The sequence below is a fragment of the Ornithinicoccus sp. genome, from assembly GCF_057176825.1.
The window spans coordinates 169,041-195,703 of sequence record NZ_CM169976.1; the positions used below are offsets into that span (position 1 = coordinate 169,041).

Genomic DNA, 26,663 nt, shown 5'->3' on the forward strand with positions numbered 1-26,663 from the left:
AGGTGCAGGAGCAGGCCGAGCGGCCGCTCATCGGCTTCGGCGCCGGTGAGGGTCCGGCGCGGCGCACCCGGCGGCGCAACCCGCGGCGCAGCGCTGCCCTGCCGTCGACGAGCCCGTCGCAGGCCCCGGCAGCCGCTCCCGAGGCCGCCGCATCCCTCCGCGCGCTCCCGAGGCAGCCGCCCCCGCGGCGCCGGCCGCAGCCGTCAAGGTCATCTCCCCCCTGGTCCGCAAACTCGCTACGGAAATCGGGGTGGACTTGTCGTCGGTGCGCCCGAGCGGTGAGGGCGGGGTCATCCGGCGGGCCGACGTGGAGGCCGCAGCCGCCCCGGCGACAGCCGACGCCCCCGCCACCGCCGGCACCCCCGCCACCGCGACCACCACGGCCTCCCCGGCTGCCCCGACCACCTCGACCGCCCCGACCGCTGCCGACACCGCCGCCGCGATCAGCGGCGGGCAGACGCGGGAGCCGCTCGTCGGCATACGGAGAGTCATCGCCGACAAACTCACCACCTCGCGCCGGGAGATCCCGGAGGCCAACGTGTGGGTCGATGCGGACGCGACCGAGCTCATCGAGGTCAAGGACGCGCTGAAGCGGGTGGCGCCGGACAGCGGCATCGGCATCCTCCCGCTGATGGCGCGCATCGTGGTCACCGGGCTGCAACGGTTCCCCGAGCTGAACTCCTCGGTCGACACCGAGGCGGGCGAGATCGTGCGCCACCACGGGATCAACCTGGGGATCGCTGCCCAGTCCCCGCGCGGCCTGGTCGTGCCCGTCGTGCACGGTGCCGACGCGATGACCACGACGCAGCTGGCCGCCGCGCTCCGCGAGCTCACCACCAAGGCCCGCGAGGGGACGCTGACCCCGGCGGAGCTGACCGGGGGCACCTTCACGCTGAACAACTACGGCGTGTTCGGCACCGACGGCTCGACCCCGATCATCAACCACCCCGAGGCCGCGATGCTCGGCGTCGGCCGGGTGATCGACAAGCCCTGGGCGCACGAGGGTCAGGTGGCGCTGCGCAAGATGACGGTGCTCTCCTTCGCCTTCGATCACCGGGTGTGCGACGGCGGTGTGGCCGGCGGGTTCCTGCGGTTCGTGGCCGACTGCGTCGAGCAGCCGGCGGTGCTGCTGGCGAATCTCTGAGGCACTGACTGCGACGAATCGGTACGCACCGCGTTCGGGCTCGGTCTCGCGTGGAACTGGAGGGGGCCTATGACCCCAGAAATCCTCCACACGAGATGTGCCGGGCGTCTCGGGCGGGCGTCAGGCGCGCTCGGCGCCCCGCAGCGCCGCCGCGAGCAGACCGTTCAGCTCCACCTCGACCTGGTCGAGCGGCTCGATGGACCGGGTGCTGCGACAGAGCACGACCGCACCCTCGATCAGGGCGATCACGGTCCACGCCAGTGACCGGGCCCGGGCCGGCGGGACGCCCGAGCCCTCGACCACCTCGGCGATGAGTGCCTGCCAGGAGCGGAAGGCGTCGGCCGCGGCACGGTGCGCGGCGGTGTCGCCGGCGGGGCCCTCCACGGTGGCCACCGCCAGGACGGGGCACCCGCTCTGGAACTCGCTGTCCACCAGGATCGTGCGCCAGCTCTCCAGGAAGGCCCGCACCGCGGCTTCCGGCCCCTCGGTCCGCGCCTGCTCCAGGTGGCCCCGGATCCGCGCGCTCACATAGCCGAGGGCCTCGTCGACCAGCTGGTCCTTGCCACCCGGGAAGTGGTGGTAGGTCGAGCCTCGCGGCACGTGGGCGAACTCGGCCAGCTCCCGCACGCTGGTGCCGGCCAGCCCGCGGGTGGCGATCATCTGCGCGGCTCCGGCCAGCATCCGCTCCCGGGTGGACGTGCTCATGAGGGTGAGGATACCGGTTGACTATGACACTCGGCATACCGTAGATTCCGGCGCTATGACGATCGTCATAGCCGAGTCCACGGTGATCACCGCCGACGATGGGCGGGAGCTGGCCGCCGCCTGGTACGAGCCGCCCGGCGATCCCGTCGGCGTGGTGGTGATCGCCCCGGCCATGGCCACCCCCAGCCGGTTCTACCGCTCGTTCGCGACCTGGCTGTCCGAGCGTGGCTTCCGCACGCTGACGTTTGACCTGCGCGGGGTCGGCGGGTCTGCCCGCGGGCACCTGCGGGAGGAGCCCGGCGACATGCTGCGCTGGGCCGGTGATGCCGCTGCCGCGCTGCGCCACGCCCGGGACCGTGCCGACGGGCTGCCGATCAGCTGGGTCGGGCACAGCCTCGGCGGTCAGGTCCTGCCGTTCGTGGACCACGAGGACGTCGCGAGCGCAGTGCTCGTGGCGACCGGGAGCGGCTACTGGCGCCTGGCTCCCCCGCGACTGCGCCGGGCCGTGCCGTTGCTCTGGTATGCCGTGGCGCCCGTCGCGAGCCGCCTGTGCGGCTACTTCCCGGGCGGGCGGTTGCGGATGGTGGGCGACCTGCCGGCCGGGGTGATGCTGCAGTGGGCACGGTGGTGCCGTCATCCCGACTACATCGCCAGCGAGTCCCCGGAGGTACGGGAGCGGTTCGCCGCCGTCCGCACCCCGATCCTCGCCCTGACCTTCACCGACGACACGATGATGTCGCGCGGCTCGCTGGACTCACTGTTGAGCTGGTACCGCCGCACGGAGCCCCGGGTCGTGGAGTCCTCCCCCGAGGACCTCGGCGTCAGCGCGATCGGCCACTTCGGCCTCTTCCGACCCGAGAGCCGGCATTTGTGGGACTCCCTGGTGCTGCCCCATCTGGCCAGCAGCGCGGGCACAGTGCGACCGCCCTCCACCGCGCCTGCAGAATAGATCGGTGGACGTCCGCCCCTGCACCCCCGCCGACCTGGCCGCCCTCGATCGGCACTGGCCCTCCGGGACCATCCACGCCGCACACCTGCGGGCCCAGCAGTCGGGATCGGCCACCTTCCTGGTGGCCTGGGACGGTGCCGAACCGCTCGGCTCCGGGATGGTGCAATGGTGCGGTCCGGTGGGTGAGGCCGCGCGCACGGCATACCCGGACGCGGTCGAGATCAACCACCTGCAGGTGCGTCCCGAGCACCGGGGCGCCGGCGTCGGCACCGCACTGATCGGGTATGCCGAGGACCTCGCCCGCGAACGCGACCGGCACCTGGCCGCAGTCGGGGTGGCGGTCGACAACCCCGGCGCCGAGCGCCTCTACCTCCGGCTGGGGTATCGGAGGACGGCGGTCGAGGACGTCAGTGAGTACGACTGGGTGGACGAGGACGGGACCACCCACCACGCCGTGGAGCGCGACGTGCTGCTCGTCAAGGAACTCGGCGCGAGCGGCAGGTCCTGACGGTCCCCCTTCGACATCGACCCCCGGGCACGGGGAGACTGGGCACATGCCCGCCGAGTACGACGTCCGAGCCTGGCTGGACTCCCGCACCGAGGAGCAGCTGCAGGCCCTCCTGGAGTCCCGCCCCGACTTGAGCAGGGGTGCACCGGTGCGGGACCTGGACGACCTCGCCCGCCGACTGCGACACCCATCGTCGGTCTACTCGCTCCTGCTGAGCCTGCCGAGTCCGGCGGTCCAGGTCCTGGAGGCGGTCGCTGCCCTTGGCACGCGCGCGACTCTGGAAGAGCTGACGGCGTTGCTGGACGCCGGTGCCCGAGACGACGACGAGCAGCGGAGGGCGGTGCTGCACTGGCTGCACGGCCTCGAAGCCGTCGCACTGGTCTGGCAGGACGGCGAGCGTTGGACGCCCAACCCCGGGGTCCACGGGGTCCTCATTGCCCCGCTGCTCATGGGCCCACCGGCCAGCGTCCTGGCCCGAGAGCTCAACGTCGACCGCCTCAGGCGGCTCTATTCCGCGTTCGGGGTCGCCCCACCGGCCCGCAAGGCCGAGCTCGTGGCGGGGTTGGACGAGTTGTATGCCGACGCCTCCCGGATCCGGAAGATAGTGGCAGAGGCCCCGCCCCGGGTCGTCGAGTCCCTCACCCGGTATGCCGACGAGTGTGCCCGCGCCTCGATGTCGGGGGCCCGGAGCCGGGAGGATGAGGAGGAGGAGTACTGGTCCGCAGAGGCCCAGCGCCGCCTCCGCGAGGAGATGGAGCGGAACCGTTGGGCCCTCGATGAGGGCCTCGCCTTCGGCGCCGGGGGGACCTCCTACGCCTACGGCTACACGCCGGTCCAGTACCCGGCGGAGGTGCTGTTGGCGCTGGTGCCGCCCACCTACCGGGCGCCGTTCCAGCCCGAGCCCCCGGCGCTGCTGACGGCGCGGGTCTCGGTGGAGCAGACCGAGCGCGACTCGGCGGCGGCGATCACCGGACTGCTGGCCGCGCAGATGGCCGTCCTCGAGCTGACCCTGCGAGCGCCGGTGAAGCTGCTGAAGTCCGGCGGGGTCGGTGCTCGCGAGCTCACCCGGATCGCCAAGGGCGTGGGGGTGTCGACCGCCGAGGTGCGGCTGGCGCTGGAGCTCGGGGCGTCCCTCCGGTTCTATCCACGTGGTCCGGATCTGCGGGCCGGCGGTGAGTTCGAGGCCTGGCGCAGTCGCAGCCCGGCCGAACGGGCCACGGACCTGGTGCTTGCCTGGTGGCGTGAGACGGCGCCGCCGACCCGCGAGCGCGATGCCGAGGGCAAGGCCCGACCGGCGCTGGCAGAAGTGCATCACGGCGGACCTCCTGCGGCCGCGATGGTGATCAGCCTGCTGATCGGCCTGGAGGAGGGCGCCGTCACCGGGCTGGAGCCCGTGCTGGACCAACTGGCCTGGGCGCACCCCCTCGTGGAGCTGGACACCGAGGACCTGCGCTGCGCCTGGGACGAGGCGTCCCGGTTCGGCGTCGTGCGCGACGGGAGGCTGACCCGACTCGGACGGGCCGTCCTGACCGGGGACCGGGAGCCGGTCCGCTCGGTCCTGGAGGAGTTGCTCCCCGCCGAGAGCGGAGAGGTCCTGTTCGGCTCGGACCTGACCGTCGTCGTGCCCGGCAGCCCCGGAGCCGCGGTCGTCGACCTGCTCGACACGGTCGCCGTGCGCGAGTCCCACGGGGTCGGCGCCTCCTGGCGGGTGAGCGAGGACTCCGTCCGGCAGGCACTGGACCGGGGCTACACCGTCGACGTCCTCCTGGCCGAGCTGCGCGAGGTCGCCGGGCGGGCGCTCCCCCAACCCTTGGAGTACCTGCTGCGAGACGTGGAGCGACGCCACGGCCGGATCGGCGTGCGCCCGGCTGCCTGCGTCGTGGTCTCCGACGACGAGAGCCTGGTCGCGGAGTTGGCCGCGACCCGGGTGCTGCGTTCGCTGGGGCTGACGGCGGTGGCCCCCACCGTGCTCCTCGGCACCAAGGACGTGCCGACCACCCTGGCGGCGCTTCGCAAGGCCGGCTACCTGCCGGTGGAGCAGGAGGCCGGCGGCACCCTGACCGTGCAGGTCCGCTCGCGCGGCCCGGTCGCGGAGCGCAGCCCGGAGCCGAAAGAGGCGACCGGGCCGGAGGAGCAGACCACCGAGCAGCAGACCACCGAGGAGGACTGGGCCGCCCTACTGGAGCTGCCCCCTGGCCAGCCGGTGGTGCCCCGCTCGGCACAGCGCACCCGCTATCGCCGGGAGGAACCCGCCGAGCTCGCGGCCCGGCTGAGGGCCGGCGGGCCCCCTCCCGAAGCGGTGGTCGACCCCGGGGTGCTCGCCCAGGTCGAGGGCTGGGGCAGACGGCTGCTCCCCGAGGAGGTGCGGCACCTGGCCCATGCCGTGACGGCCGGCGAGCCGGTGCTGATCCGGTACCGCAACGAGAACGGGAACGAGACCGACCGGAAGGTCTCCCGCCCCCAGGTGTCGGGTGGCTATCTCACCGGCTACTGCCACCTGCGCCATGATGAGCGCTTCTTCCGACTCGACCGGATCCTGTCGATCCTGCCGCTGTCGTGACCGTGCCGGAGACACCGCTCACGGTGCTCGGGATCCCCGTGACGGACGAGCAAATCGATCGCTGGCTGACCTACTACAGCCCCGACCGTCAGCCCTTCCGCACCCACCAGGTCGCCGGAGCCTCGTCCGAGTCGCCCGCACCGGAGCTTGCCGACGAGTTCCGGGACACCTTCTTCATGTACGGCGGCGGGCCGTGGGTGTGGCTGACGGAGGAGGAGTTCAACGAGGTTCCGCCGGCAGTGCGCTCGGAGCTCGTGGCGGAACGTCGCCGGCGCATCCGGCCCAAGCCCGTGCCGGCCTGGCCGTCCGACCCACTGCGCGTCCCCCGGCTGGTCCGGTGGATCGAGGCCGGGGCCCGCCCCAGCCTGCACGCCCTCGCCGACGACCAGCTCCGACGGGCTGCCGCGGGCCCGCTCCCGGGCGCCCACGAGCTCACCGGGACCTTCCCGGAGCGCTCCGGACCGAACTGCTTCGGCACGGTGATGACCGCCGCCGGCGAGCCGGACGCGGCCGGCTGGGTCCAGCTGGACCAGTTCCAGCGGTGGCTCGCTGAGCGCACCGACCCGGACGCGCGTGCCGGCCGGGACACCGACGTCGGTCGGGTCCTCGTCTGGCACCTGGACGGCCAGCTGGCCCACGCCGCCGTCACCATCGGTGGGGGTTGGGCCCTGCAGAAGCCGTCCCAGTCCTGGTCCAGCCCGGTCGTTGTCACGCCCGTGGATGAGGTGATCCGGTCCTGGCGGCTGCCCGGCGCGTCACTCTCCCGGCACCAACTCATTCGGTGACCGCCAGAGGAGATACCGGTCAGGCGGGCGGGGCGGCCCCGCTCGCATGCCCACCTTCGGTATGTCGTGGCGGAGGTCGCCAAGGTGCTCGCCCTGGCCGTCGGCGGGGTCGCGCTGCTGCAGACCTGAGGCGGACACCGGGCGAGTCCGCCGCTCGACCCGGGCGGCCGGCTGGGCCCCGGCGGCCAGCTCAGCCCGGCGGGGCTCCCAATCGCGCCGAGACCTGCGCGGCGGCGGCTGCGACCCGGTCGCCCAGCCCACCGATGTTCTCCGGGGCGACCCGGTAGTAGGGGGCGGCGATGAGCACCCCGGCGACGACCTCACCGCGGTGGTCCCGGACCGGGGCGCAGATGCCGACCTCCTCCGGGTAGGTGTCGCCGTGGTTGACGGCATACCCGCGGTCCCTGGTCTCCTCCAGGCGGCCCAGCAGTTCCTCCACGCCGATGGCCGAGTCGTCCGGCGCCGCGGCCGGCCCGTCCTCGATCAGCGCCCGGGCCCGGTCCGGCGGGAGCTCGGCCAGGAAGACCTGGACCGAGGAGTTGAGGGCCGAGGCATAGCGCGTGCCCAGCGGGCTGGTGTGCTTGATGTTCCGGGTGCTCGGCACCTGCTCGACAGTGACCGCCTCGGTGCCGTCCCAGACCATGAGGGCAGTGGTCTCCCCGACCTGGACCGAGAGCTCCTGCAGCGTCGGGAGCGACACCCTCCGCACATCCAGGTTGGCCAGCAACGGGCCGGCGACAGCGATCAGCCCGAGGCCGAGGCGGAACTTGCGGGACGCCTCGTCCCGCTCGACGATCGCCTGGCGCTCCAGGGTCGCCAGGATCCGGGAGACGCTGGACTTGTGCAGGCCCACCTGCGCCGCGATCTCGGTCACCCCCTGGAGCGGCTCCTGCACCGTGAAGCAGCGCAGGACGTCGATGACGTTGACGATCACCGACGCGGCTCGCTGGCCAGACCCCTCCGCGGCCTGCCGGGTCAGCTCTGTCTTTGGGCTGCCAGCCATCACACTCCCTCTTCGTCGTCCTCGTCCTGCCCAATGCACGGATGGCCGTGCCTCATCGCTCGGTTGGGCCGCCACGGTATCGGAGCCCGACGCCGTGACGGCCCGCACGCCGCAGGTTCAGCCCCTCAGTTCGGCAGTGAGGTCCGCCGCCAGGTCTGCGGTGACCTGGTCGAACAGCAACCTCCCCTGCGCCGCCGTGGCGCCACTCGGGGCCGAGAGGCATCCGCTCGCCGGCGTGCGCTCCGGCCGCGTCGGCAGCCGGTCGAACCGGGGCAGCTGTGCCGGCGGGTGGTCGACGGCCCGGTCCAGCCGGACCAGGTCCGGCTCCAGGTGCAGCATCAGCGCGGTCTCCAACACACCGCCGTGCTCGACATCCCAGCCGGGGAAGGACCCCTGGTACACCTCGTCCAGCGTCTCTTGCGAGACGTAGTCCCAGTAGGACAGCAGGAGCACGCAGGGGTCGTCGTCAGGGCCGAGCCCGGCCTCGCGGACCGCGAGGTCGACCCCTTCGTAGAGGAACTGATAGTTCTCGTAGTGGCCGTTGAGGAAGACCACGTGCCGCACGCCCTGGCGCAGCAGGCTGGACACGAGGCAGCGGGTGATCCCGATCAGCGTCGCGGCGTCCAGGCTGGTGGTGCCCACGAGGTGGTCACCACCGCCGGACTTCTGCTGCGATTTGTAGCCGTAGCTGATCGGCTGAGCCACCTTCGCCCCCGTCGACGCCGCGACCGCCTCGGCGATCCGCGCCGACAGGATCGCGTCGGTGCCCATCGGCAGGTGCGGGCCGTGCTGCTCGAGCGCGCCGACCGGCACCAAGACGGTGCGGGCCGCCGAACCCAGCCATTCGGCGTACGAGTGCGCGTCCAGCCGGGCCAGGGTGACCGGTGCCTCCATGCGTCCTCCTTCAGTCGCCGTGCAGGGGCCGGCCCTCGGCGGTGACCGGCAGCCCGTCGGCATCCACGAACTCGTCCTCCGGCAGGTGCCGGGGGTCGTTGACCACCTTCTCCAGCCGCCGGATCTCCTTGTTCCGGGAGCGTAGCCGCCGGACCAGGTTGGCGATCATCAGCAGGATGACGAACGAGAACGGGAACGCCCCGATGATCGTCCCGGTCTGCACCGTGTCGACCACGGCGGTGCCGCCGATGGACAGCAGGAGCAGCGCCACCGAGCCGATGCTGGCGACCAGCACGACGCGGAACAGCGGGCCGGACTTCTTCGGGGCGGAGACGAACTCGGCCAGCGCGTAGGTGCCCGAGTCGAGGCTGGTTACGTAGTAGGTGGCGACCAGGATCGTGGCCACCACGAGCAGGATCCCGCCGATCCACGGCACCATGTCGAGCATCGAGAAGAGCCCGCTCGCGGTGTCGGCCGCCACGTCGTCGGAGATCGACCGGGAGCTGGCGTCGTCGTAATAGATCGCGGCCGAGCCGATCACTCCGACCCAGATCATCACGATCAGCGACGGGATCAGGGTGACCCCGATGATGAACTCGCGCAGCGTGCGGCCGCGGGAGATCCGGGCGATGAAGCCGGCGACAAACGGCGAGAACGCGATCACCCAGCACCAGATGAATACCGTCCACCAGCCGTTCCAACTGTCCTGCCAGCTGTCCAGCGAGGAGGTCGCCGACTCGGCCTCGGACCAGAAGCTCATCGGCAGGAAGTTGAACGCGAACGACCCGAAGGTCTGCACCATGTTGGACAGGATGTAGATGATCGGGCCGAAGACCAGGACGCCGGTCACCAGGACGATGCTCAGGATGGAGTTCGCCTCGCTGATCCGCTTCATCCCCTTGTTGACGCCCATGAAGGCCGAGACCGCGGTGAGCCCGCCGAGCACCACGATGACGCCCACCCAGACCGCCCGGCTCGACTCGATGCCGGTGACCGAGGAGAGCCCCGAGGTGAACTGCAGCGAGGCGAAGCCGAACGAGGTGGCCAGCCCGAGGACGGTGGCGATGATCGCGAGCAGCTCGACGACGACACCCGCCGGTCGGCGGACCTTGCGGGGGAGGATGTCGACCGTCGCCTCACGGAAGGTCAGCGTCTTGCCGAGGTTGTGGTGGGAGTAGGCCAGGCAGACCGCGACCACGCAGTACATCGCCCAGGCGGTCAGGCCCCAGTGGAAGTAGGTCCAGACGATGCCGCCCTCCCCTGGGTTGGCGCCCGCCGCGATGAGCGGCGTCTCGTCCCGGAGCATGATCGGCTCGGCGACCGACCAGAAGATCAGGCCGATTCCTTGACCGCAGGCGAAGAGCATGGAGTACCAGGCGAAGTGCCCGTGCTCGGGTCGCGCCTTGGGTCCGCCGAGCCGCACCCGGCCGACCTTGCTGAACGCGATCCAGGTGCAGACCGCCACGGCGATCAGCGAGTAGAGGATGAAGAACCAGGTGAAGCCGGAGGTCACGCGGGTGCGCAGGTCGCCGATGACGCTCGCGGCGCCGTCCGGGTGGTCGTGGGGCCGCGGTAGGCGTGAGGTCATCGCCCGGATCGCCCCGGACCTGGACGTCTCGAAGGAAGGGTTCGGCTTCATGGAGTTCAGGGAGACCGTGCTGGCCTCCGGCATCCCGGCCCGGGTCTGCCGGATCACCTTCTCCGGCGAACTGGCCTTCGAGGTCAACGTGGCCACCTGGTACGGCCTGCGGGTCTGGGAGGACATCGCCGCCGCCGGCGCGGACCTGGGCATCACGCCCTACGGCACCGAGACGATGCACGTGCTGCGCGCCGAGAAGGCCTATCCGATCGTCGGACAGGACACCGACGGCACGGTGACACCGCAGGACCTCGGCATGGACTGGGTGGTGTCCAAGACCAAGGACTTCATCGGCAAACGGTCCTACGCCCGGACATCGCACACGGATGCGGTGCGCAAGCAACTGGTGAGCGTGCTCCCGGTCGACGGGTCTCTGCGGCTTCCCGAGGGCACCCAACTGGTCGAGCTCGACGCGCTCGGCGACTACGACGGGCAGGGCCTGCCGGAGCGGCCGATCCCGATGCTCGGGCACGTCACCTCCAGCTACCACTCCCAGGCGCTGGGCCGCAGCTTCGGGCTAGCCCTGCTCAAGGACGGCCGCAACCGGGTCGGCGACACCGTCCTCGCCTCCTTCGGCGGGCAGTTCGCCGAGGTACTCGTCAACGAACCCGTGCTTTACGACAAGGAAGGGGCCAGGCGCGATGGCTGACACCGTGTCCACCGCCACGACCACGACGACACCCGGTCGCGCGGAGGTTCTCGCGCTGCGACGCAGTCCCGCGCACGACCTGGCAGACGCCTTCGCCGCAGGGTCCGGCACCGCCGTCCGGCTGCGGGAGGTTCCCTTTCTGACGCAGCTGACGCTGCGCGCCGCCCCCGAGAGCCCGGCGGAGGCCGCCCTGCGCCAGGCCCTGGACACCGACCTGCCCGGACGGGTCGGGGACGTCACCGTGGGACCGGGCGCAGCCCACGTGCTGTGGCTCGGGCCGGACGAGTTCCTCGTGGTCGCGCCCGACGAAGCCGAGTCCGGTGTGCTCACCACGGAATATGCGGACCGCCTGGCGGCGGCGCTCGGCGACCACCGGGGGCAGGTGATCGACGTGTCGGCCAACCGCACCACGTTCGAGCTGTCCGGGCCAGCCGCCCAGTCGGTGCTGGACAAGAGCGTCCGGATCGACCTGCACCCGCGGGAGTTCCCGGTCGGCCGCGCGGTCGCCACCCAGCTCGGTGCGACGCCGGCGATCCTGTGGCGCACCCAGGAGGACACCTGGTGGATCCTGGCCCGCTCCTCCTTCGCCACCCATGTCGGGTCCTGGCTGCTGGACGGGATGCGAGAATACGGCTGATGGCACTCAGCGCTCTGGACCTCTTCTCGGTCGGCATCGGACCCTCCTCCTCGCACACGGTCGGACCGATGCGGGCTGCCCAGCGGTTCGCGGCCGGGCTGGCAACGGACGACCTGTTGCAGGGCACCGCCCGGGTGAAGGCACAGCTCTTCGGCTCGCTCGGCGCCACCGGGCACGGCCACGGGTCGGACCGGGCTGTCCTGCTCGGCCTGGAGGGCGAGGTCCCCGAGACAGTGGACACCGACCGTGCGGTCACCCGGGTGGCCACGCTCAAGCAGGAACGGTCGCTCCACCTGGGCGGCAGCCACCTGATCCCGTTCGACCCCGATGCCGACCTGGTGATGCACCGCCGCCGGTCGCTGCCGGCGCACCCGAACGGGATGACCTTCCAGGCCTACGACGGGTCCGGGGCGTTGCTGCGCGAACGGACCTTCTACTCCGTCGGCGGCGGGTTCGTGGTCGACGAGCAGGCCGCAGGGGCGGACCGGATCGTGGAGGACAGCACGCCGCTGCCCTACCCGTTCAGCACGGGCGCCGAGCTGCTCGAGGCCTGCCGCAGGGCCGATACCTCGATCGCCGGGGTGATGCTGGCCAACGAGCTGAGCTGGCGGACCGAGGCCGAGCTGCGTGCCGACCTGCTGCACATCTGGCAGGTCATGCAGGAGTGCGTCGAGAACGGCTGCACCCGCACCGAACGGGTCCTGCCCGGGGGACTGCGCGTACCCCGACGCGCGCCCAGGCTGCGGGACCGTTTGGTCGAGCGGGAGGCCGAGGCGACGCAGGGTGGCCTGCAGGTCACCGACCCGTTGTGGGCCATGGAGTGGGTCAACCTGTTTGCCCTGGCCGTGAACGAGGAAAACGCCTCGGGCGGCAGGATCGTCACCGCGCCCACCAACGGGGCGGCCGGCATCATCCCCGCGGTGCTGCACTACTACGCCCGAGTTCGTCCCCGGCGCCGACGAGGACGGCGTGGTGGACTTCCTGCTCACCGCCGCCGCCATCGGCATCCTCGTTCAAGCTCAACGCCTCGATCTCCGGTGCCGAGGTCGGCTGCCAGGGCGAGGTCGGCTCGGCCTGCTGCGATGGCGGCCGGCGCGCCTGGCTGCCGTGCTGGGCGGCACCCCCGAGCAGGTGGAGAACGCCGCCGAGATCGCGCATCGAGCACAACCTCGGGCTCACCTGCGACCCCGTCGGCGGCCTGGTGCAGATCCCCTGCATCGAGCGCAACGCGATCGCCGCGGTCAAGGCGATCAACGCCGCCCGGCTGGCGCTAGCACGGCGACGGCAGCCACAAGGTGAGCCTCGACCAGGCCATCAAGACCATGCGGCGAGACCGGCTGCCGACATGAAGATCAAGTACAAGGAGACCTGCCACGCGGCGGCCTGGCCGTCAACGTCATCGAGTGCTGAGCGAGGACCGCATGACCCAGCAACCACCCGCCCCGGCGGCCGAGCGCGTACCCAGCGGACCGGCATACGTGCTCACCCTCGACTGCCCCGAGCGTCCCGGCCTCGTGCACGCCGTGACCGGCTTCCTGCTGGAGCGGCACGCCGACATCCTGGAGCTCAAGCAGTTCGACGACTTCCGCGCGGGGCGGTTCTTCCTCCGGGTCCACTTCGCGCTCGAGGCCGCGCACGGCGACCCGGGCGCCGCCGGCCTGGCCGAGGAGTTCGCCCCGATCGCGCAGGAGTGCGGCGGCACCTTCGAGGTCCGGGAGGACGGGGCTCGGCGGCGGGTGCTGATCATGGTCTCCAAGTTCGCCCACGGGCTCAACGACCTGCTATTCCGCGCCCGCACCGGGGAACTGGCCGCCGACATCGTCGCCGTGGTGTCCAACCATCCCGACCACCGGGGGCTGGCGGAGTGGCACGGCGTCCCGTTCTTCCACGTGCCGGTCATCAAGGAGTCCAAGCCCGAAGCGGAGGCCAGGCTGCTGGAGCTGGTCGAGCAGTTCGACGTCGAGTTAGTGGTGCTGGCCCGCTACATGCAGATCCTCAGCGACGACCTGGCCCGGAGGCTCACCGGCAGGGCGATCAACATCCACCACTCGTTCCTGCCCAGCTTCAAGGGCGCCAAGCCCTACCACCAGGCCTACGAGCGCGGGGTCAAGACGGTCGGCGCCACCGCGCACTACGTCTCCAGCGACCTGGACGAGGGGCCGATCATCTCCCAGCAGGTGCAGGAGGTGGACCACGCCTACGGCCCAGAGGAACTGGTCGCCGCCGGCCGCGACACCGAGTGCAAGGCGCTGTCCAACGCGGTCCGCTGGCACTGCGAGGGGCGCGTCTTCCTGCACGGCAACCGGACCGTCGTGCTGCGCTGACGCTGCCGCAGCCTCCCGGTTTGTGCCCGGGCCCGGTCCGCGACAGGGTGGGACTCCCGGCCTGACCCGACCACCCTGGAGGCCCCCATGTGGCGCACCATCATCCGACTCGCCCCGCTCGCCGTCGCCGCCTACAAGTGGTGGCAGCGCAGGCAGGCGACCAAGAACGGCCAGCCGGGCGCCGCTCCTCGCGGACAGGGCCGACCGGGCGCCCCTGGCGTGCAGGACGACCGGCTTCCCTGACGACCCGCGACCTCCGCGGCAGGGCCACGTCGTCGCGTCGCTAGGGTAAGGCCCGATGGCTGACGACGAGACCGAATCGTGGCTGCAGGAGTCGCTCGGACTCGTGCGTCTCGCTGGCGTCCTCCTCGCCAGGCACTGGCTGCTGCTGTGCGCGATCGCCGCCGCGAGCATGCTCGCCCGCGAGCTGGTCGCCCGTCTCGCCGTGGCCGCCGGGGGGCTGGGCCCGGTCCCGGGATTCCTGGCACTGGCCCTGGTGCCGCTGGTGAGCCTGGCCGCGCTGGTGGCGATGCTGCTGGTGGTACGCAGCCGGGAGGCGCGGCGCTCCAACCTCTGGGGCGTGGTCGCCGTGGCGGGGAGCGTGCTCGTGCCGTTCCTGGTCGTCTACGAGAGCCGGGGGGACCTGCGCGTCGACCTGATCGACTACGTCCGGGGCACCCTCTACGAGAACCTCGGCAGCGAGGCCCCGCTCAACGTGCTCCCCCAGATCGCATCGTGGCTCGTGCTGGGCATCGTGGCCGTCGCCCTGGTGGTGCGGGCCCTCGGCGCCCGGCTGATCGACGGTGACCGGATGGGGGACCAGGACGACGCTCGCCGTGGTCTGGTGCACGTCGTCACGGGGTATGCCGAAGCCGTGTGGGTGACGCTCGGGGCCTGGGTGGTCGCCGGAGTCCTGGCCAGCCTGAACGGCTGGTGGTCGGCCCGGGTCGTCGCGCAGGGCATCGCCGAGAACTGGGCCGGCGTGCGCGAACGGCTGCCCACACTCGGCGCGTTCGGCGACTGGGTCGTCGGCGCCCTCCCGGTGCTGGCCGACGCCGTCATCACCGGCCTCCTCGTCCCGATCTCGATGCTCACCATCGCCGTCATCGTCTATGGCCTGCAGGTGGCCGACACCGTCAGCCCCGACGACGTGGTCCGGGCCGTCCGGCGCGGACGGTGGGCGAGCCTGACCGGCAAGATCGCCGACGCGCCGCTGAAGCAGGCCTGGGTCCGGCTGACGGACACGACGGGACGCTTCGGCGCCCTGGTGGGCGGCATCACGCTGGTGCTCCGGTCGGCCTTCGCCCCGGTGCTCGTCTACTGCGTCGCGTTCACCCTGCTCGCGCAGCTCGACGTGGTCGTCTGGTGGGTGGCCCGCACCGCGCTGGGGTGGCGCGAGGAGTTGACCTGGGCGGCACTGCACGGGCCGCTGGACGGGATCGCCGAGCTGCTCACGCTGGTGCTGACCGCCGTGGTCACGGCCGTGTTCGCGGACCGGCTGCTCACCCGGTTCGGCGCGGCCGGTCAGCTGCGTGGGACGGGCCGTGGCAGCAGCACTAGGAAGTCAGCGGCAGCTCGATGAACTCCGCCGGCGGGAACTCCCTCGCCGTCAGCCGGACCTCGGTCAGCTCCGCATCGTCCGGGACCAGCACCAGCACCGACTGTCGGCGCGGCACCGGGTCCTCCTCCGGATCGGTGCTCCCGCAGCGCAGGCGCGAGGTGTAGGGGTCCCCGCCGGGGACCTCCTGACCGGCCAGGAACAGGCGGCCGCGGGCGTCGCCCACGGTCACCTCACACGTGGTCAGCTGCTCGTGGGGCCCGGCCTCCACCTCGAGATCCAGCGCGAGATAGGCATAGCCCGCGGGCGGCCGGTCACCGTCGACCTCGGAGAGGGTCTCGACATCCGCGAGCCGCACCCGCACGGTGTCGAGACCGGCCCACCCCTGTGCGTCCGGCCCGACGGCGTCGTGGGCGCCCAGGGCCCACCACCCGGCGCGCGCGTTCTCGGAGGCGAACCACCCCCACCCGGCCAGCGACACCACCAGTGCCCCCGCCGCCGCGACGGTGGTCAGCCGCCAGCGACGCCGCGGCGGGTCGGCGACCTCGACCTGCTCCTCCGCGCTCATCGCTCGCCCTCCGCCAGCACCGTCGCGCGCTCCAGCGCGACCGGGTCCGTGGTGGAGTCCACGGTGAGCGGGACTCGTAGGAGTGCACCGGGGCGGTCGGCCACGAGCCGCTCGGGCCGGAACTCCAGGGAGAGCCCGTCGAGCGCCCCGACCGGCACCTCGAAGAGGAGCGTGCCCCGCAGCCAGATGTCCGGCCCGGCGGCCCAGGGCCCTCCGTCGCTCCCGAAGCCGGTGGGCTGCTCGAACTCCCGCCCCCCGACGTCGACCAGGACGACCTCCTCCGGCGTCTCCCAGGCCTCCGTCGTCGCGTAGGCGAGGTCGACGACGACGAACGTCGCCGGGCTGGTCTGCACCTCATCCCCGTCCCCGAGTTCCGGCGACGCGGTCGCGCCGTGCACGTGCACCTGGAACGGGCCGACCACCTGGTCGGCACCCTCCTCGCCGGTGACCACCGTGTGCCAGCCGCTCGCCAGGTACCGGTCGTCGATCGTGTTGGCCGCCCCGCCCACGGCGACAGCTGCCACGAGCATGGCACCCAACGCCCACCTGCCCCGTCTCACTCGTCGACCTCCTCGACGACCGAGGCCGGCGGCTCGCCGAGGGGCAGGTCCACGTCATACGCCTGCGGGGTGGCCCGCCAGGTGTACTGGCCAGCCTCGATGTTCCACCGGGTCCACTCGGTCTGGTTGATCGTGAGAGTCAGCTCGGGCGGGGGGTCCTCCAGGCCGGTGGTCTGCCAGAGCAGGACCGCCTCGTAGGTGACGCCGGGCTGCGCGCTGCCCAGCCGGCTGCCGGTGTCGACGCGGAGCACCTCGTGGGGGTTGGCGAAGCTGTCGTTCGGCACCGAGTCGGGCAGCTCGAAGGTCGGGTCGCTGAAGGCGACGCTGATGGGCTCCGTCCCCTGGTTGGTGATCTCCACGACCACGCCGACCCAGCGGGAGCCGTCGTCCAGGCTCCGGGGCTGCACCCGGTCGGAGACGAAGTAGGACTGCGGCACGACACGGTAGGCCCCGGTGTCGGTGGCCGCCCCCGGCTCGAGGGTGCGCGGCGGCGGCTCGGCCCGCGCGAACCCGCCGGTGGCCGCCATCACCACCGGGACGAAGAGCAGGAGGCCGAGCAGGACGCGTCTGGGCCAGGTGGCCAGCAGGAACGCCAGCGCGGTGCGTGCGGTGATCTCCCCCGGCTCGGTCACGCCCCCAGGCTAGCGCGACGCGCGGTGGGGTCTGCCCCGGCGGCTAGCGGACCACCGGCGCCACGTACTTCACGAGCTCGAAGTCGATGCCGGTGACCACACCGTCCCCGGTGGGGTCCGTCCGCTTCAGCAACTCCGAGATCTGCGGGGTCAACTCGATCCCCTGGCCCGGCTTCAGCTCCGTGGTCAGCCGCTCGGAGATGCCACCGCCACCGACCTGGACCCGCTCGAGCTGCTCGCGTTTCTTGCCGAGTGCGCGTCGCGCCGCTCCCGCGACCGTGGCGTCCGCGACCGTGGCGCTCACGGCCGCAGCCTCAGCGACCGAGGTGCCGATGGCCGCCGTCCTCGCCGCCTGCACGGAGAGGCCCGGCGCCGCCTGCAGGTCACCGGCGACCGCACCGGGGTCCTTGGGTGGCAGCGGCTGGGGGTTCAGGCTCACCTCGACCCCGCCCAGCGACTCCCGCACGGCCCATCCCTCGCGGACCACCTGCGAGACCCGGTCGGGGGCGGCTCCCTTCTTCGCCGGTCGGACCCGCACGATCCCCGACCACCCGGAGGGCGCCGCGGAGAAGTCCGTGCCGTACCACCGCTTGCCCGGGGCGACCGACACCGAGAAGGTCAGGTCGGCGTCGATCGGCACCTCGCTCACCCGGTAGTGCCGCCGGTAGGTCGCCTCGTCGTCGTCCTCCCACAGCGCCGTGAGCGTGCCCACCTTCTCCATCGGACGCGCCAGCATCCCCGGCTCGCCCGGTTTGGGCGTCTCGACCGTCACCACGAGGTCGTCGGCACCGCGGGCGAACTCGACCAATCGCCGCGCCACCTCCGTGTCCCCGAGCACCGACCGCAGCTCCACGACGGACCCGGCCGCGATCCGACCCAGTGCCGTCTGCCTGGCCTCCGCCTCCATCGGCGCGAAGCCCGCGAGCGTCGCCGCGTCGAGGCCCGCTTCCGGTGCGCTGCGTTGCACGACCTCCACCGAGCCCGCGTGCTCCGCCGGCACCTCCAGCGTCGGCGCGGGGGTGGCCGGTGCCCCCGGCGGGTGCTCAATCAGCAGGGCCGCGGTGGTCAGCTGCACCGGCAGCAGGTAGGGCGTCACGCCCGCGGCCAGGATGGCGACGGACGGGTTCTGGGTGCTCCCGAGCGTCCGGGGCCAGCTGATCGTCCCCTCGACGACGCCCGACCGGTCGTAGCCGCGGGCCACCAGGACGAGGCTCAACATGCCAGGGGGCGCACCGTCCAGGCGCAGGCCACGCAGCACTGTCCCGCTCCCGTCGAGGACGTCGACGACCACGTCCAGGAACCAGTAGCCCGCATTCGCCAGCTCCTTCAGCTTCTGGTTCACCGGGGCGATCGCGTCGTCCAGGAACCGGCCGTTGACCAGGTCGGCGAAGTCGGTGCGGGCGATCAGCTGCTGGAGCTCCTCGACGAATCGGATGCCGCGGAAGAAGGCCACGACGTCGTCGATGAAGAATGCGATGTCCGTAACCAGGCTCATCGAGTCGATGTCCGGGGCGAGCACCTTCAGCGAGCGCAGCGGCAGGACCTTCACCGCCCCGGTCGCCGATGTCGGCAGCTGCACCGGGAAGGTGAAAGACAGCCCGAAGCCGAGGGAGACGCGGGGGTCGGCCCACCGGCCCAGGACCGTCGGCTGGGTGGAGCTGGCGGCGATCCGGCTGCGCCCGGTGGTGCAGGTGAGCAGGACCGTGCCGGTGTCCTCGCGGGTGGCGGAGATCGACAGCTGCGGCGAGATGTCGATGTTGAGGTCGTAGAGGGTGAACCCCGGGTGCAGCAGGTCCGCCGCCCCGAGCCGCTGCGCGAGCTGGGCCGCGAGCTTGGGCGCCACGGTGGGCCAGGCGGCCTTGATCAGGTCGTCGAACGTCCCGGGCAGGTAGTCCACCGGGGCGGGGGCGCCGTCCCCAGTCGCCTTGGCCAGTCCGATTCCGGTTCCGATGGGGAGCGTCATGATTCAGCGTACGCCCGGGCCCAGGGGGTGTCTATGCCCGCGAGGCCGCCGGGCCCGCTGTTGCAGCAGGTCCGCTGTCGCAGCGGGTCAGCCGGGCTTGGTCTGCTCCCGCCAGGCCCGCTCGAACGGCAGCCGCCACGCGTGCGGAGCGATCAGCTGGTGGATCGCGTTGGGGCCCCAGGTGCCAGGCGGGTAGGGCTTGGCCGGCGGCGGGTTGTCCAGCAACGGGGCGGAGCGCTCCCACAGGCTCTCGATCCCCTCGGCGGTGGTGAACAGGGTGTGGTCGCCGCGCATGGCGTCCAGCAACAGCCGCTCGTAGGCCTCCAGGACGTCCTCGGCCGCCTCGGTCTCCCGGGTGGAGAACTGCATCGACAGTTTCTCCAGCTTCATCCCCGGGCCGGGCCGCTTGCCGTAGAAGGACAGCGACACCTTGGACTCGTCCGCCAGGTCGAAGGTGAGGTGGTCCGGCCCGGCCTGGCCGACCCCGGAGTTGGGCGGGAACATGGTGCGCGGCGCCTCCTTGAAGGCGATCGAGATGATCCGCGCGCCCTCGGCCATCCGCTTGCCGGTGCGCAGGTAGAACGGGACACCGGCCCAGCGCCAGTTGTCGATCTCGGCGCGCAGCGCGATGAACGTCTCGGTGTCGGAGTCGCGGGCCACCCCCTCCTCGCCGCGGTACCCGGCATACTGACCGCGCACCACCTGACCGGGGTCCAGCGGCAGGAGCGAGCGGAACACCTTGTTCTTCTCCTCGCTGATGGCGTTCGGCTCCAGGGCCGTCGGCGGCTCCATCGCCACGAACGCCAGCACCTGGAACAGGTGGGTCACCACCATGTCCTTGTAGGCGCCGGTCTCCTCGTAGAAGCCGGCCCGCCGGTCCAGGCCGAGGGTCTCCGGTATGTCGATCTGCACGTGATCGATGAAGTTGCGGTTCCAGATCGGCTCGAAGAGGCCGTTGGCGAAGCGGAAGGCCAGGATGTTCTGGGCCGCCTCCTTGCCCAGGAAGTGGTCGATCCGGAAGATCTGTTCCTCGGCGAACGTCTCGTGCACCCGGTCGTTCAGGTCCACGGCACTGGCCAGGTCGGTGCCGAACGGTTTCTCCATCACGATCCGGGACCCGGCGACGAGCCCTGCCTCACGCAGACTCTCGATCACCGACAGGGCCGCCTTCGGCGGCACGCTCAGGTAGTGCAGCAGGCCGGACCCCTCGCCCAGCGCGGCGGACTCGGCGCGCACCACCGTGGCCAACTCCTCCGCTCCGGCAGACTGCGGGACATAGTGCAACCGTTCGGCGAAGGCGAGCCACTCCTCCTCGCTCAGCGCGTGGTTGCCGAAGTCCGCGAGCGCCTGCCGTGCGAAGTCGCGGAAGCCGTCGTTGTCCAGGTCCTCCAGGGACGTCCCCACCACCCGGATCTCCGGGGCGAGGTCGGACACGGCCAGGTAGGCCAGGCCGGGCAGCAGCTTGCGCCGCGCCAGGTCGCCGCACGCGCCGAACAGCACGATGACGTGGGGCGCGGCGAACTCCGCGGCGTGTGGCCGGCTTCCCAGGCCGGGGTAGGAAACGGTCTGGGCTAGCGGCTCGATCCGGTCCGTCACGACAGGGAGTCTGGCAGCACGCAGGTCGGACGTCGAGGGTTGCCGCCCGTCAGGGGTTCGCCGCGGTCACCAACCAGGTCGCGCCGGGGAACTGCACCACCCCGTCGACCCGGTGCCTCGCCACCTCCGCACGCGCCTGCTCCACCAGCTCCGCCCACCCCTGTTCGCCGAGCCGGGGGTGGAGCTGCTCGCGGGCCAGGCGACCTCCGGTGGTGGACAGGATCATCGCCATCCGTTCGTCCACCCCGTCACTGCCGCCCATCCCGTAGACACAGGTGAAGTCGAACGCCTCCACCACGACCGACGCCCACCCGGCATCTTCCAACAGCACCCTCAGCCGGTCCCCGTCGGCGAAGGCCGTCGGCCCCGGGGCACCGGGTGCCGGGCGCTCGGGTCGCGGGTCCATCCGGCTGGTCAGCACCTCGGTGCCCAGCGTGAAGCTCGGGTTCTCCTCCAGCCCCCGCCAGCACGCGAAGCTGAGCCCCGCGCCCTGGCGGGTGGCCCGACGCAGGTTGCCGAACGCCGCAACCGGATCCTCGAAGAACATCACCCCGAAGCGCGACACGACCCGGTCGAACGGCTCCCCCGGCGCCCCGGCCAGCAGGTCCGCCGCCTGGGCGTCGGCGACGACGACGGTCGCGGACGGCACCCGGTCGGCGGCCGCCCTGACCATCACCGGCGAGATGTCCACGCCCACCATCTCTGCCCCGGCGCGGGAGCCCTCCTCCAGGAGGGTGCCCGACCCGCATCCCACGTCGAGTACCCGCAGTCCCGGTGCCGGACTGCTGCGTTCGAGGATCGCGGCGGTGACGGGGGCGAACACCGCGTCGAAGATCGCCTCGTGCTCCACCCAGCCGGCGCCACCCTGCGCCCAGTTCTGCCGCATCGCCTCGTTGGCCACACGCCGACTGTATGCCCTGTCACACCCGGGCAATACGGTGTCTCCGTGGGCCTCTTCATCCATCGCGCGGAGCGCACCGACCGTGCTCGCCGACGAGCTCGGCGCCGGCTGCTCGTCGACGCCGCTGGCGGACCCGTTCGCCGAGGAGGTCGTGGTGGTGCCTGCGCGCGGGGTGGAGCGCTGGCTGACGCAGCGGCTCTCGCACCGCCTCGGCGCCGGCCCGCGCGGCGGCGACGGGGTGTGCGCCGGCGTCCGGTTCCTCACGCCCCACCTCGCTGGTCGCGCTGCTGCTGGGCACGCGAGCGGGACGACCCGTGGGACCCCGACCGGCTGGTCTGGCCGCTGCTCGCAGGTGATCGACGACAGCGCTCGACGAGCCGTGGGCGCGCACGCTCGCCCTGCACCTGGGCCACGGCGGGGACGACGAGGAGGAGTCGGCGCTGCGGCAGGAGCGTCGCTACGCCGTCGCCCGACGCCTGGCCGGGCTGTTCTCCTCGTATGCCGTGCAGCGGCCGACGCTCCTGGCGGACTGGCGCGAGGGTCGGGACAGCGACGGCGCCGGTCACCCGCTGGATGCCGACCTGGACTGGCAGCCCCGGCTGTGGCGTGCGCCTGGTCGAGCGGGTGGGTGCCCCGCCGCCGGACCTCCGGCACGCCGACACCGTGCAGCGCCTCCGGGACGGCGGCGACGGGCTGCGATCTGCCGCCGCGGCTGTCGCTGTTCGGGCACACCCGGCTCGCCGGTCACCGAGGTCGAGCTGCTGGACGCCCTCGGCGCGCTGCGCGACGTGCACCTCTGGCTGCCGCAGGCCTCGCCGGCGCTCTGGGACGACGCTGGCGCGCCGTCGCCGACCGGGCCGGTCCCGCGCGCGCGACGACCACCACGACCGCCCTGGTCGCAGCCACCCGCTGCTCGCCTCCCTGGGCCGCGACGCCCGCGAGCTGCAGCGCACCCTCGCGGTGGCCCACGCCGAGCCCACACCGGAGCCGCGCGACCTGGCCGACTCCGCATACCCTCCTCGGCTGGTTGCAGACCGACCTGCGCCACGACGCCCCGCCCGACCCCGCCACCCGGGCGGGACGGGTGGTCGACCCCGCCGACGACACCCGTGCAGGTGCACGCCTGCCACGGCGCCGCCCGTCAGGTCGACGTGCTCCGCGAGGTGCTCGTCGGGCTGCTGGCCGACGACCCCACGCTCGAGCCGCGCGACATCCTGGTGATGTGCCCCGACATCGAGACCTATGCGCCGCTGATCCAGGCCGGCTTCGGGCATCGGCCGACCGGTCGCTGGACCAGGCGGGCGACGGGCACCCGGCGCACCGGCTGCGGGTCCGGCTCGCCGACCGGGCACTGTCCAGCACCAACCCGCTGCTGGCCGTCGCCGGCTCGCCTGGTCGAGCCTCGCCGGCGGGCGGGTCACCGCCACCGAGGTGCTCGACCTGGCCTCGGCACCGACGCCGGTGCGGCACCGGTTCGGCGCTCACCGACGACGACCTGGAGCAGATCGCCGCCGTGGGTCGGCAGCGTCCGGGATCCGGTGGGGGCTCGACCGCCGAGCACCGCGGCCGCTACCAGCTCTGCACGCCTACGGGCAGAACACCTGGCGCTTCGGGCTGGACCGGGTCCTGCTCGGCGTCGGCGATGGCCGAGGACGAGCACCGGTGGCTCGGCACCGCGCTCCCGGTCGACGACGTGGCCAGCGACGACATCGACCTGGCGGGCCGGTTCGCCGAGCTGATCGATCGGCTCGACCTCAGCGCTCCGCTCGCTGGACTCGGCCGGCACCGTCGCCGGCTGGGTGGCCGCCCTGACCGAGCGGGGTCGCCGCGGCTCGACCGACGTGCCGGCGACCGAGGCCTGGCAGGTGGCCCAGTTCGAGCGCGAGCTGGCCGCGGATCGACGACGCCGCGGGCGCCGGCTCGCCGACACCGCCGCTGCGGCTGCGCCGACGTCCGTGCGCTGCTCGAGCAGCGGCTGTCCGGCCGGCCGACCCGCGCCAACTTCCGCACCGGCACCCTCACCGTCTGCACGATGGTCCCGATGCGGTCGGTGCCGCACCGCGTGGTCTGCCTGGTCGGGCTCGACGACGGCGCCTTCCCCCGCAGCGCCACCATCGACGGCGACGACGTGCTCGCGCGCGAGCCCGCTCACCGGGGAGCGCGACACCCGCAGCGAGGACCGTCAGCTGCTGCTCGACGCGATCATGGCGGCCACCGACAAGCTGGTGCATCACCTACACCGGCGCCAACGAGCACACCGGCGCCGCCCGTCCCCCGGCCGTGCCGCTCGGCGAGCTGCTCGACGCCGCGTTCGAGACGGCGACCCACCCGGCCCACGTGCGCACCGGGACCGACCTGGTGGTCCGGCACCCGCTGCAGCCGTTCGACCGGCGCAACCTCGGTGCCGGGCGGGCTCGGTGCCGGGCGAGCGGCCCGTTCAGCTTCGACCGGGCCGCCCTCGACGGGGCCCGCGCCGCCGCCGCGCGACCGCGTCCGCCACCCGCCCGCTCCTCGACCGCGCCCGCTGCCGCCTCGCCGGACCACCGAGGACGTCGAGCCTGGCCGACCTGCAGGCGTTCTTCGCCCACCCGGTCCGGCACTTCCTGCGGCGCCGGCTCGACGTGTCCTCGCCGCTCGCGGCCGAGGAGACCGCTCGACGCGCATGCCGATCGAGCCCTGGACGGCCTGGAGAAGTGGGACGTCGGCGACCGGCTGCTGCGCGACATGCTCGCCGGGATGTCGACCCGATGCCAGCATCGACGCCGAGCGGATCCGCGGCCTGCTGCCACCGCAGCAGCTGGGGGTCGCCACGCTGACCGAGGTGTGTCAGGCGGTGCAGACCGCTGGTCAACTCCTCGCGCTGCGCTGCGCGCCGGGCCGGCCCGCAACGTCGACGTCGACATCGACCTGGGCGACGGTCGGCGGCTGACCGGCACCGTGCCCGGCGTCCACGGCGAGCGCGTGGTCAGCGTCGACCTACTCCTCGCTGCGGGGCCAAGCAGCGACTGGCCTCCTGGATCAACCTGCTGGCCCTGGCCGCTGGGCCACCCGGACACCGCCTGGACCGCCCACGCGGTGGGCCGCTACGGCAAGGGCGGCCGGGTCAGCGTCGATGCGCGGCCGTCGACCACTCCGCGGCCACCTGGTTGCGGGACCTGGTCGACATCTACGACCGGGGCCTGCGCGAGCCGGTGCCGCTGCCGGTCAAGACCGGGCGAGGCGTATGCCGACGCCTGGGCCCGCGCGCACGATCCGCACGATCCGCAGGTCTACAAGGCCGCGACGGGCGGGTGGACGACCGACCGGAGCAAGCCATACCTGCCACCAGGGGAGAACGAGGACCCGGCCCACGTGCGCATCTACGGCGCCGGGTCACCGGTCGACGGTGCTGCTGCGGGCGCGCCCCGGCCGGACGAGACGCTGGAACGACTCCGCCCACCCGGCTGGGCCAGTACGCCCTCCGCGTCTGGGAGCCGCTGCGCGCCCACGAGCAGGCTGGACAAGCTGTGAGCGCGCTGCAGCCCTTCGACATCCGCGACCCGCTGCCCACGGGCACGACCCTGCTGGAGGCCAGCGCCGGCACCGGCAAGACCTGGACCATCGGTGCCCTGGTGACCCGGTTCGTCGCCGAGGGCGTCGCCGCCGCTGGAGGAGATGCTCGTCGTCACCTTCGGCAGCGCCGCCAGCCAGGAGCTGCGGGAGCGGGTGCGCGACCAGCTCGTCGAGGCCGAGCACGCCCTGGCCGACCCGGCCACGGCGACCGTCCGACAACGAGGTCATCGCGCTGCTGCTGGACTGCGACCCCGCCGAGCAGGCGCGTGCGGCGGCAGCGGCTGCGCGACGGCGCTGGCCGACTTCGACGGCGCGACCATCGCGACCATCCACCAGTTCTGCCAGCAGGTGCTGCGCAGCCTGGGCGTGGCCGGGGACACCGACGCCGCGGCCACGCTGGTCGAGGACCTGGACGACCTGCTGGTCGAGGTGGTCGACGACCTGTACCTGCGGGGCTTCGCCCGCTCGGAGCGGCCCGCCTTCAGCCACGGCGAGGCCCTCGCGATCGCCCGCGCGGCCGCGGGCAGCAATCCGCGGGCCAGGCTCGAGCCGGCGGTGCCACAGCCGGGCACCGCCGCCGAGCGGCGGGTGGGCTTCGCCCGCGCGGTGCGCGCCGAGCTGGACCGGCGCAAGCGACGGCTCGGGGATCCTCAGCTACGACGACCTGCTCTCCCAGCTCGCCGACGCCCTGCTCCGGGAGGACGCGCCTGCCCGCGACCGGATGCGCCGCCGGTGGAAGGTCGTGCTGGTCGACGAGTTCCAGGACACCGACCCGGTGCAGTGGCAGGTGTTCGACCGGGCCTTCTCCGGCCACGCCACGATGGTGCTGATCGGCGACCCGAAGCAGGCCATCTACGCCTTCCGGGGCGGTGACGTCGTCACCTACCTGGAGGCGGCTCGCACCGCCGCGAGCGCGCAGACCCTCGGCACGAACTGGCGCTCCGACGCTGCCCTGCTCGACCGGGTGCAGGCGGTGCTCCGCGGGGCCGCGCTCGGCGACCCCGAGCATCGTCGTGCACGACGTCCGCGCCGAGCACCAGGCGGTCCCGCCTCACCGGGGCGCCGCACCCCGACCCGTTCCGGCTGCGGGTGGCCCGCCGCGACCAGTTCGCCCCGGGCTACCGCGGCGGCCCCCCCGACCGTGGGACCGGTCCGGCAGCACATCGCCCGCGACGTGGCCCGCGATATCGCCGAGCTGCTGGCCTCCGGCGCCCAGTTCGACGGGAGCGCCGCTGGAGCCCCGGCGACATCGCCGTGCTGGCCCACGCGGGCGACCGGCTGACCGAGGTCAGGGACGAGCTGCGGGCACTGGGGATCCCGGCGGTGGTCGTCCGGTGGCGGCACCGTCTTCCAGACCCCCGGCGCGACGGAGTGGCTGACCCTGCTGGAGGGGCTGGAGCAGCCGCACCGGTCCGGCCCGGGTCCGGGCTGCGGCCCTGACCGCCTTCCTGGGCCACACGGCCGAGGACCTCGATGCCCGCGGTGATGCCCTCACCGACGCGGTCGCCCGACCGGCTGCGCGACTGGGCGCGAGCT

The 26,663-nt window shown here is 72.8% G+C and carries 22 protein-coding genes and 7 pseudogenes; 19 read left to right on the forward strand and 10 right to left on the reverse strand.

Going from position 1 to position 26,663, the window contains the following annotated elements; translation table 11 throughout:
- The first annotated feature begins 265 nt into the window (after positions 1-265).
- Positions 266-1,144, forward strand: coding sequence for a dihydrolipoamide acetyltransferase family protein (locus tag AC1QRC_RS00865; RefSeq protein WP_484206710.1), 879 nt, complete (start codon positions 266-268; stop codon positions 1,142-1,144).
- Positions 1,145-1,264: 120 nt separating this feature from the next.
- On the opposite strand, the gene AC1QRC_RS00870 is transcribed toward AC1QRC_RS00865, so the two are convergent.
- On the reverse strand, positions 1,265-1,849 hold the full coding sequence (locus AC1QRC_RS00870; protein WP_484205000.1) for a TetR/AcrR family transcriptional regulator: 585 nt from the start codon (positions 1,847-1,849) through the stop codon (positions 1,265-1,267).
- A gap of 55 nt (positions 1,850-1,904) precedes the next feature.
- On the opposite strand from AC1QRC_RS00870, the gene AC1QRC_RS00875 reads away from it, so the two are divergent.
- The 4 genes from AC1QRC_RS00875 to AC1QRC_RS00890 are packed head-to-tail and all read left to right on the forward strand — an operon-like array spanning position 1,905 to position 6,651.
- Positions 1,905-2,798 carry an alpha/beta hydrolase family protein gene (locus tag AC1QRC_RS00875; protein WP_484205001.1) on the forward strand — a complete coding sequence of 298 codons (894 nt, stop codon included), beginning with the start codon at positions 1,905-1,907 and terminating at the stop codon, positions 2,796-2,798.
- A gap of 4 nt (positions 2,799-2,802) precedes the next feature.
- Complete coding sequence (locus tag AC1QRC_RS00880) at positions 2,803-3,306, forward strand: N-acetyltransferase family protein (RefSeq protein ID WP_484205002.1); 504 nt, start codon at positions 2,803-2,805, stop codon at positions 3,304-3,306.
- Between the two features lie 46 nt (positions 3,307-3,352).
- A complete protein-coding gene (locus AC1QRC_RS00885; protein ID WP_484205003.1) occupies positions 3,353-5,866 on the forward strand; it encodes a helicase-associated domain-containing protein in 2,514 nt (837 codons plus the stop codon).
- A complete protein-coding gene (locus AC1QRC_RS00890; RefSeq protein ID WP_484205004.1) occupies positions 5,863-6,651 on the forward strand; it encodes a hypothetical protein in 789 nt (262 codons plus the stop codon). Before AC1QRC_RS00885 ends, AC1QRC_RS00890 begins: the two co-directional genes overlap by 4 nt.
- Before the next feature lie 190 nt (positions 6,652-6,841).
- Here the strand turns inward: AC1QRC_RS00890 and AC1QRC_RS00895 are convergent, their stop codons facing one another.
- The 3 genes from AC1QRC_RS00895 to AC1QRC_RS00905 all read right to left on the reverse strand — a co-directional run bounded on the left by AC1QRC_RS00895 (position 6,842) and on the right by AC1QRC_RS00905 (position 10,187).
- Entirely contained in the window at positions 6,842-7,654 is an 813-nt protein-coding gene (locus AC1QRC_RS00895; RefSeq protein ID WP_484205005.1) for an IclR family transcriptional regulator, read from the reverse strand.
- 117 nt (positions 7,655-7,771) lie between these two features.
- Positions 7,772-8,548: a creatininase gene (locus AC1QRC_RS00900; RefSeq protein ID WP_484205006.1), complete on the reverse strand. Its 777-nt coding sequence runs from the start codon at positions 8,546-8,548 to the stop codon at positions 7,772-7,774.
- Between the two features lie 10 nt (positions 8,549-8,558).
- Entirely contained in the window at positions 8,559-10,187 is a 1,629-nt protein-coding gene (locus AC1QRC_RS00905; protein ID WP_484205007.1) for a BCCT family transporter, read from the reverse strand.
- On the opposite strand from AC1QRC_RS00905, the pseudogene AC1QRC_RS00910 reads away from it, so the two are divergent.
- From AC1QRC_RS00910 to AC1QRC_RS00940, 7 genes and pseudogenes are all read left to right on the forward strand, one after another.
- Positions 10,114-10,836 (forward strand): annotated as a pseudogene (locus AC1QRC_RS00910) (glycine cleavage T C-terminal barrel domain-containing protein); the annotation flags it as partial. The gene AC1QRC_RS00905 and the pseudogene AC1QRC_RS00910 sit on opposite strands and share 74 nt — an antisense overlap.
- Complete coding sequence (locus AC1QRC_RS00915; RefSeq protein ID WP_484205008.1) at positions 10,829-11,473, forward strand: sarcosine oxidase subunit gamma; 645 nt, start codon at positions 10,829-10,831, stop codon at positions 11,471-11,473. The pseudogene AC1QRC_RS00910 and the gene AC1QRC_RS00915, both read left to right, overlap by 8 nt.
- 68 nt (positions 11,474-11,541) lie before the next feature.
- Positions 11,542-12,363, forward strand: a pseudogene (locus AC1QRC_RS00920) (serine dehydratase beta chain); the annotation flags it as partial.
- Positions 12,294-12,782: pseudogene (locus tag AC1QRC_RS00925) on the forward strand (L-serine ammonia-lyase, iron-sulfur-dependent, subunit alpha); the annotation flags it as partial. The pseudogenes AC1QRC_RS00920 and AC1QRC_RS00925, both read left to right, overlap by 70 nt.
- A gap of 112 nt (positions 12,783-12,894) precedes the next feature.
- The gene (purU, locus tag AC1QRC_RS00930; RefSeq protein WP_484205009.1) at positions 12,895-13,797 is read left to right on the forward strand and encodes a formyltetrahydrofolate deformylase; all 903 of its coding nucleotides are present in this window, start codon (positions 12,895-12,897) and stop codon (positions 13,795-13,797) included.
- A gap of 87 nt (positions 13,798-13,884) precedes the next feature.
- Complete coding sequence (locus AC1QRC_RS00935) at positions 13,885-14,040, forward strand: hypothetical protein (RefSeq protein ID WP_484205010.1); 156 nt, start codon at positions 13,885-13,887, stop codon at positions 14,038-14,040.
- A gap of 55 nt (positions 14,041-14,095) precedes the next feature.
- Entirely contained in the window at positions 14,096-15,379 is a 1,284-nt protein-coding gene (locus AC1QRC_RS00940; RefSeq protein WP_484205011.1) for a hypothetical protein, read from the forward strand.
- Here the strand turns inward: AC1QRC_RS00940 and AC1QRC_RS00945 are convergent.
- From AC1QRC_RS00945 to AC1QRC_RS00970, 6 genes are all read right to left on the reverse strand, one after another.
- Positions 15,354-15,923, reverse strand: coding sequence for a hypothetical protein (locus tag AC1QRC_RS00945; protein ID WP_484205012.1), 570 nt, complete (start codon positions 15,921-15,923; stop codon positions 15,354-15,356). The two genes, AC1QRC_RS00940 and AC1QRC_RS00945, sit on opposite strands and share 26 nt — an antisense overlap.
- Positions 15,920-16,453, reverse strand: a complete 534-nt coding sequence (locus tag AC1QRC_RS00950) for a DUF4352 domain-containing protein (RefSeq protein WP_484205013.1) — start codon at positions 16,451-16,453, stop codon at positions 15,920-15,922. The genes AC1QRC_RS00945 and AC1QRC_RS00950 overlap by 4 nt, the downstream gene beginning before the upstream one ends.
- Before the next feature lie 26 nt (positions 16,454-16,479).
- Positions 16,480-17,115, reverse strand: a complete 636-nt coding sequence (locus AC1QRC_RS00955; protein WP_484205014.1) for a hypothetical protein — start codon at positions 17,113-17,115, stop codon at positions 16,480-16,482.
- 43 nt (positions 17,116-17,158) lie between these two features.
- Entirely contained in the window at positions 17,159-19,078 is a 1,920-nt protein-coding gene (locus tag AC1QRC_RS00960; RefSeq protein WP_484205015.1) for a hypothetical protein, read from the reverse strand.
- A gap of 87 nt (positions 19,079-19,165) precedes the next feature.
- Entirely contained in the window at positions 19,166-20,626 is a 1,461-nt protein-coding gene (gene zwf, locus AC1QRC_RS00965) for a glucose-6-phosphate dehydrogenase (RefSeq protein WP_484206711.1), read from the reverse strand.
- A 97-nt stretch (positions 20,627-20,723) separates the two neighbouring features.
- Complete coding sequence (locus tag AC1QRC_RS00970) at positions 20,724-21,575, reverse strand: class I SAM-dependent methyltransferase (RefSeq protein WP_484205016.1); 852 nt, start codon at positions 21,573-21,575, stop codon at positions 20,724-20,726.
- A gap of 82 nt (positions 21,576-21,657) precedes the next feature.
- Between AC1QRC_RS00970 and AC1QRC_RS00975 the strand changes: the two are divergent.
- The 7 genes and pseudogenes from AC1QRC_RS00975 to AC1QRC_RS01005 all read left to right on the forward strand — a co-directional run.
- Positions 21,658-21,786: pseudogene (locus tag AC1QRC_RS00975) on the forward strand (exodeoxyribonuclease V subunit gamma); the annotation flags it as partial.
- 193 nt (positions 21,787-21,979) lie between these two features.
- Positions 21,980-23,314 carry an exodeoxyribonuclease V subunit gamma gene (locus AC1QRC_RS00980; protein ID WP_484206712.1) on the forward strand — a complete coding sequence of 445 codons (1,335 nt, stop codon included), beginning with the start codon at positions 21,980-21,982 and terminating at the stop codon, positions 23,312-23,314.
- A gap of 465 nt (positions 23,315-23,779) precedes the next feature.
- Entirely contained in the window at positions 23,780-24,391 is a 612-nt protein-coding gene (locus AC1QRC_RS00985) for a hypothetical protein (protein ID WP_484206713.1), read from the forward strand.
- Positions 24,300-24,485, forward strand: a pseudogene (locus AC1QRC_RS00990) (hypothetical protein); the annotation flags it as partial. The gene AC1QRC_RS00985 and the pseudogene AC1QRC_RS00990, both read left to right, overlap by 92 nt.
- A 122-nt stretch (positions 24,486-24,607) precedes the next feature.
- Positions 24,608-24,730: pseudogene (locus tag AC1QRC_RS00995) on the forward strand (hypothetical protein); the annotation flags it as partial.
- A 499-nt stretch (positions 24,731-25,229) separates the two neighbouring features.
- Positions 25,230-25,481: pseudogene (locus AC1QRC_RS01000) on the forward strand (UvrD-helicase domain-containing protein); the annotation flags it as partial.
- Between the two features lie 334 nt (positions 25,482-25,815).
- On the forward strand, positions 25,816-26,409 hold the full coding sequence (locus AC1QRC_RS01005; RefSeq protein ID WP_484206714.1) for a UvrD-helicase domain-containing protein: 594 nt from the start codon (positions 25,816-25,818) through the stop codon (positions 26,407-26,409).
- Positions 26,410-26,663: the final 254 nt, after the last annotated feature.

Excerpts from the sequence above, each read along its gene's own strand:
- AC1QRC_RS00940 (WP_484205011.1), top strand. The coding sequence starts at position 14,096 with ATGGCTGACGACGAGACCGAATCGTGGCTGCAGGAGTCGCTCGGACTC.
- AC1QRC_RS00935 (WP_484205010.1), top strand. The coding sequence starts at position 13,885 with ATGTGGCGCACCATCATCCGACTCGCCCCGCTCGCCGTCGCCGCCTAC.
- AC1QRC_RS00985 (WP_484206713.1), top strand. The coding sequence starts at position 23,780 with ATGGCGGCCACCGACAAGCTGGTGCATCACCTACACCGGCGCCAACGA.
- AC1QRC_RS00905 (WP_484205007.1), bottom strand. The coding sequence starts at position 10,187 with ATGAAGCCGAACCCTTCCTTCGAGACGTCCAGGTCCGGGGCGATCCGG.
- purU (WP_484205009.1), top strand. The coding sequence starts at position 12,895 with ATGACCCAGCAACCACCCGCCCCGGCGGCCGAGCGCGTACCCAGCGGA.
- AC1QRC_RS00870 (WP_484205000.1), bottom strand. The coding sequence starts at position 1,849 with ATGAGCACGTCCACCCGGGAGCGGATGCTGGCCGGAGCCGCGCAGATG.
- AC1QRC_RS00915 (WP_484205008.1), top strand. The coding sequence starts at position 10,829 with ATGGCTGACACCGTGTCCACCGCCACGACCACGACGACACCCGGTCGC.
- AC1QRC_RS00960 (WP_484205015.1), bottom strand. The coding sequence starts at position 19,078 with ATGACGCTCCCCATCGGAACCGGAATCGGACTGGCCAAGGCGACTGGG.
- AC1QRC_RS00885 (WP_484205003.1), top strand. The coding sequence starts at position 3,353 with ATGCCCGCCGAGTACGACGTCCGAGCCTGGCTGGACTCCCGCACCGAG.
- AC1QRC_RS00945 (WP_484205012.1), bottom strand. The coding sequence starts at position 15,923 with ATGAGCGCGGAGGAGCAGGTCGAGGTCGCCGACCCGCCGCGGCGTCGC.
- AC1QRC_RS00875 (WP_484205001.1), top strand. The coding sequence starts at position 1,905 with ATGACGATCGTCATAGCCGAGTCCACGGTGATCACCGCCGACGATGGG.
- AC1QRC_RS00950 (WP_484205013.1), bottom strand. The coding sequence starts at position 16,453 with ATGCTCGTGGCAGCTGTCGCCGTGGGCGGGGCGGCCAACACGATCGAC.
- AC1QRC_RS00895 (WP_484205005.1), bottom strand. The coding sequence starts at position 7,654 with ATGGCTGGCAGCCCAAAGACAGAGCTGACCCGGCAGGCCGCGGAGGGG.
- AC1QRC_RS00900 (WP_484205006.1), bottom strand. The coding sequence starts at position 8,548 with ATGGAGGCACCGGTCACCCTGGCCCGGCTGGACGCGCACTCGTACGCC.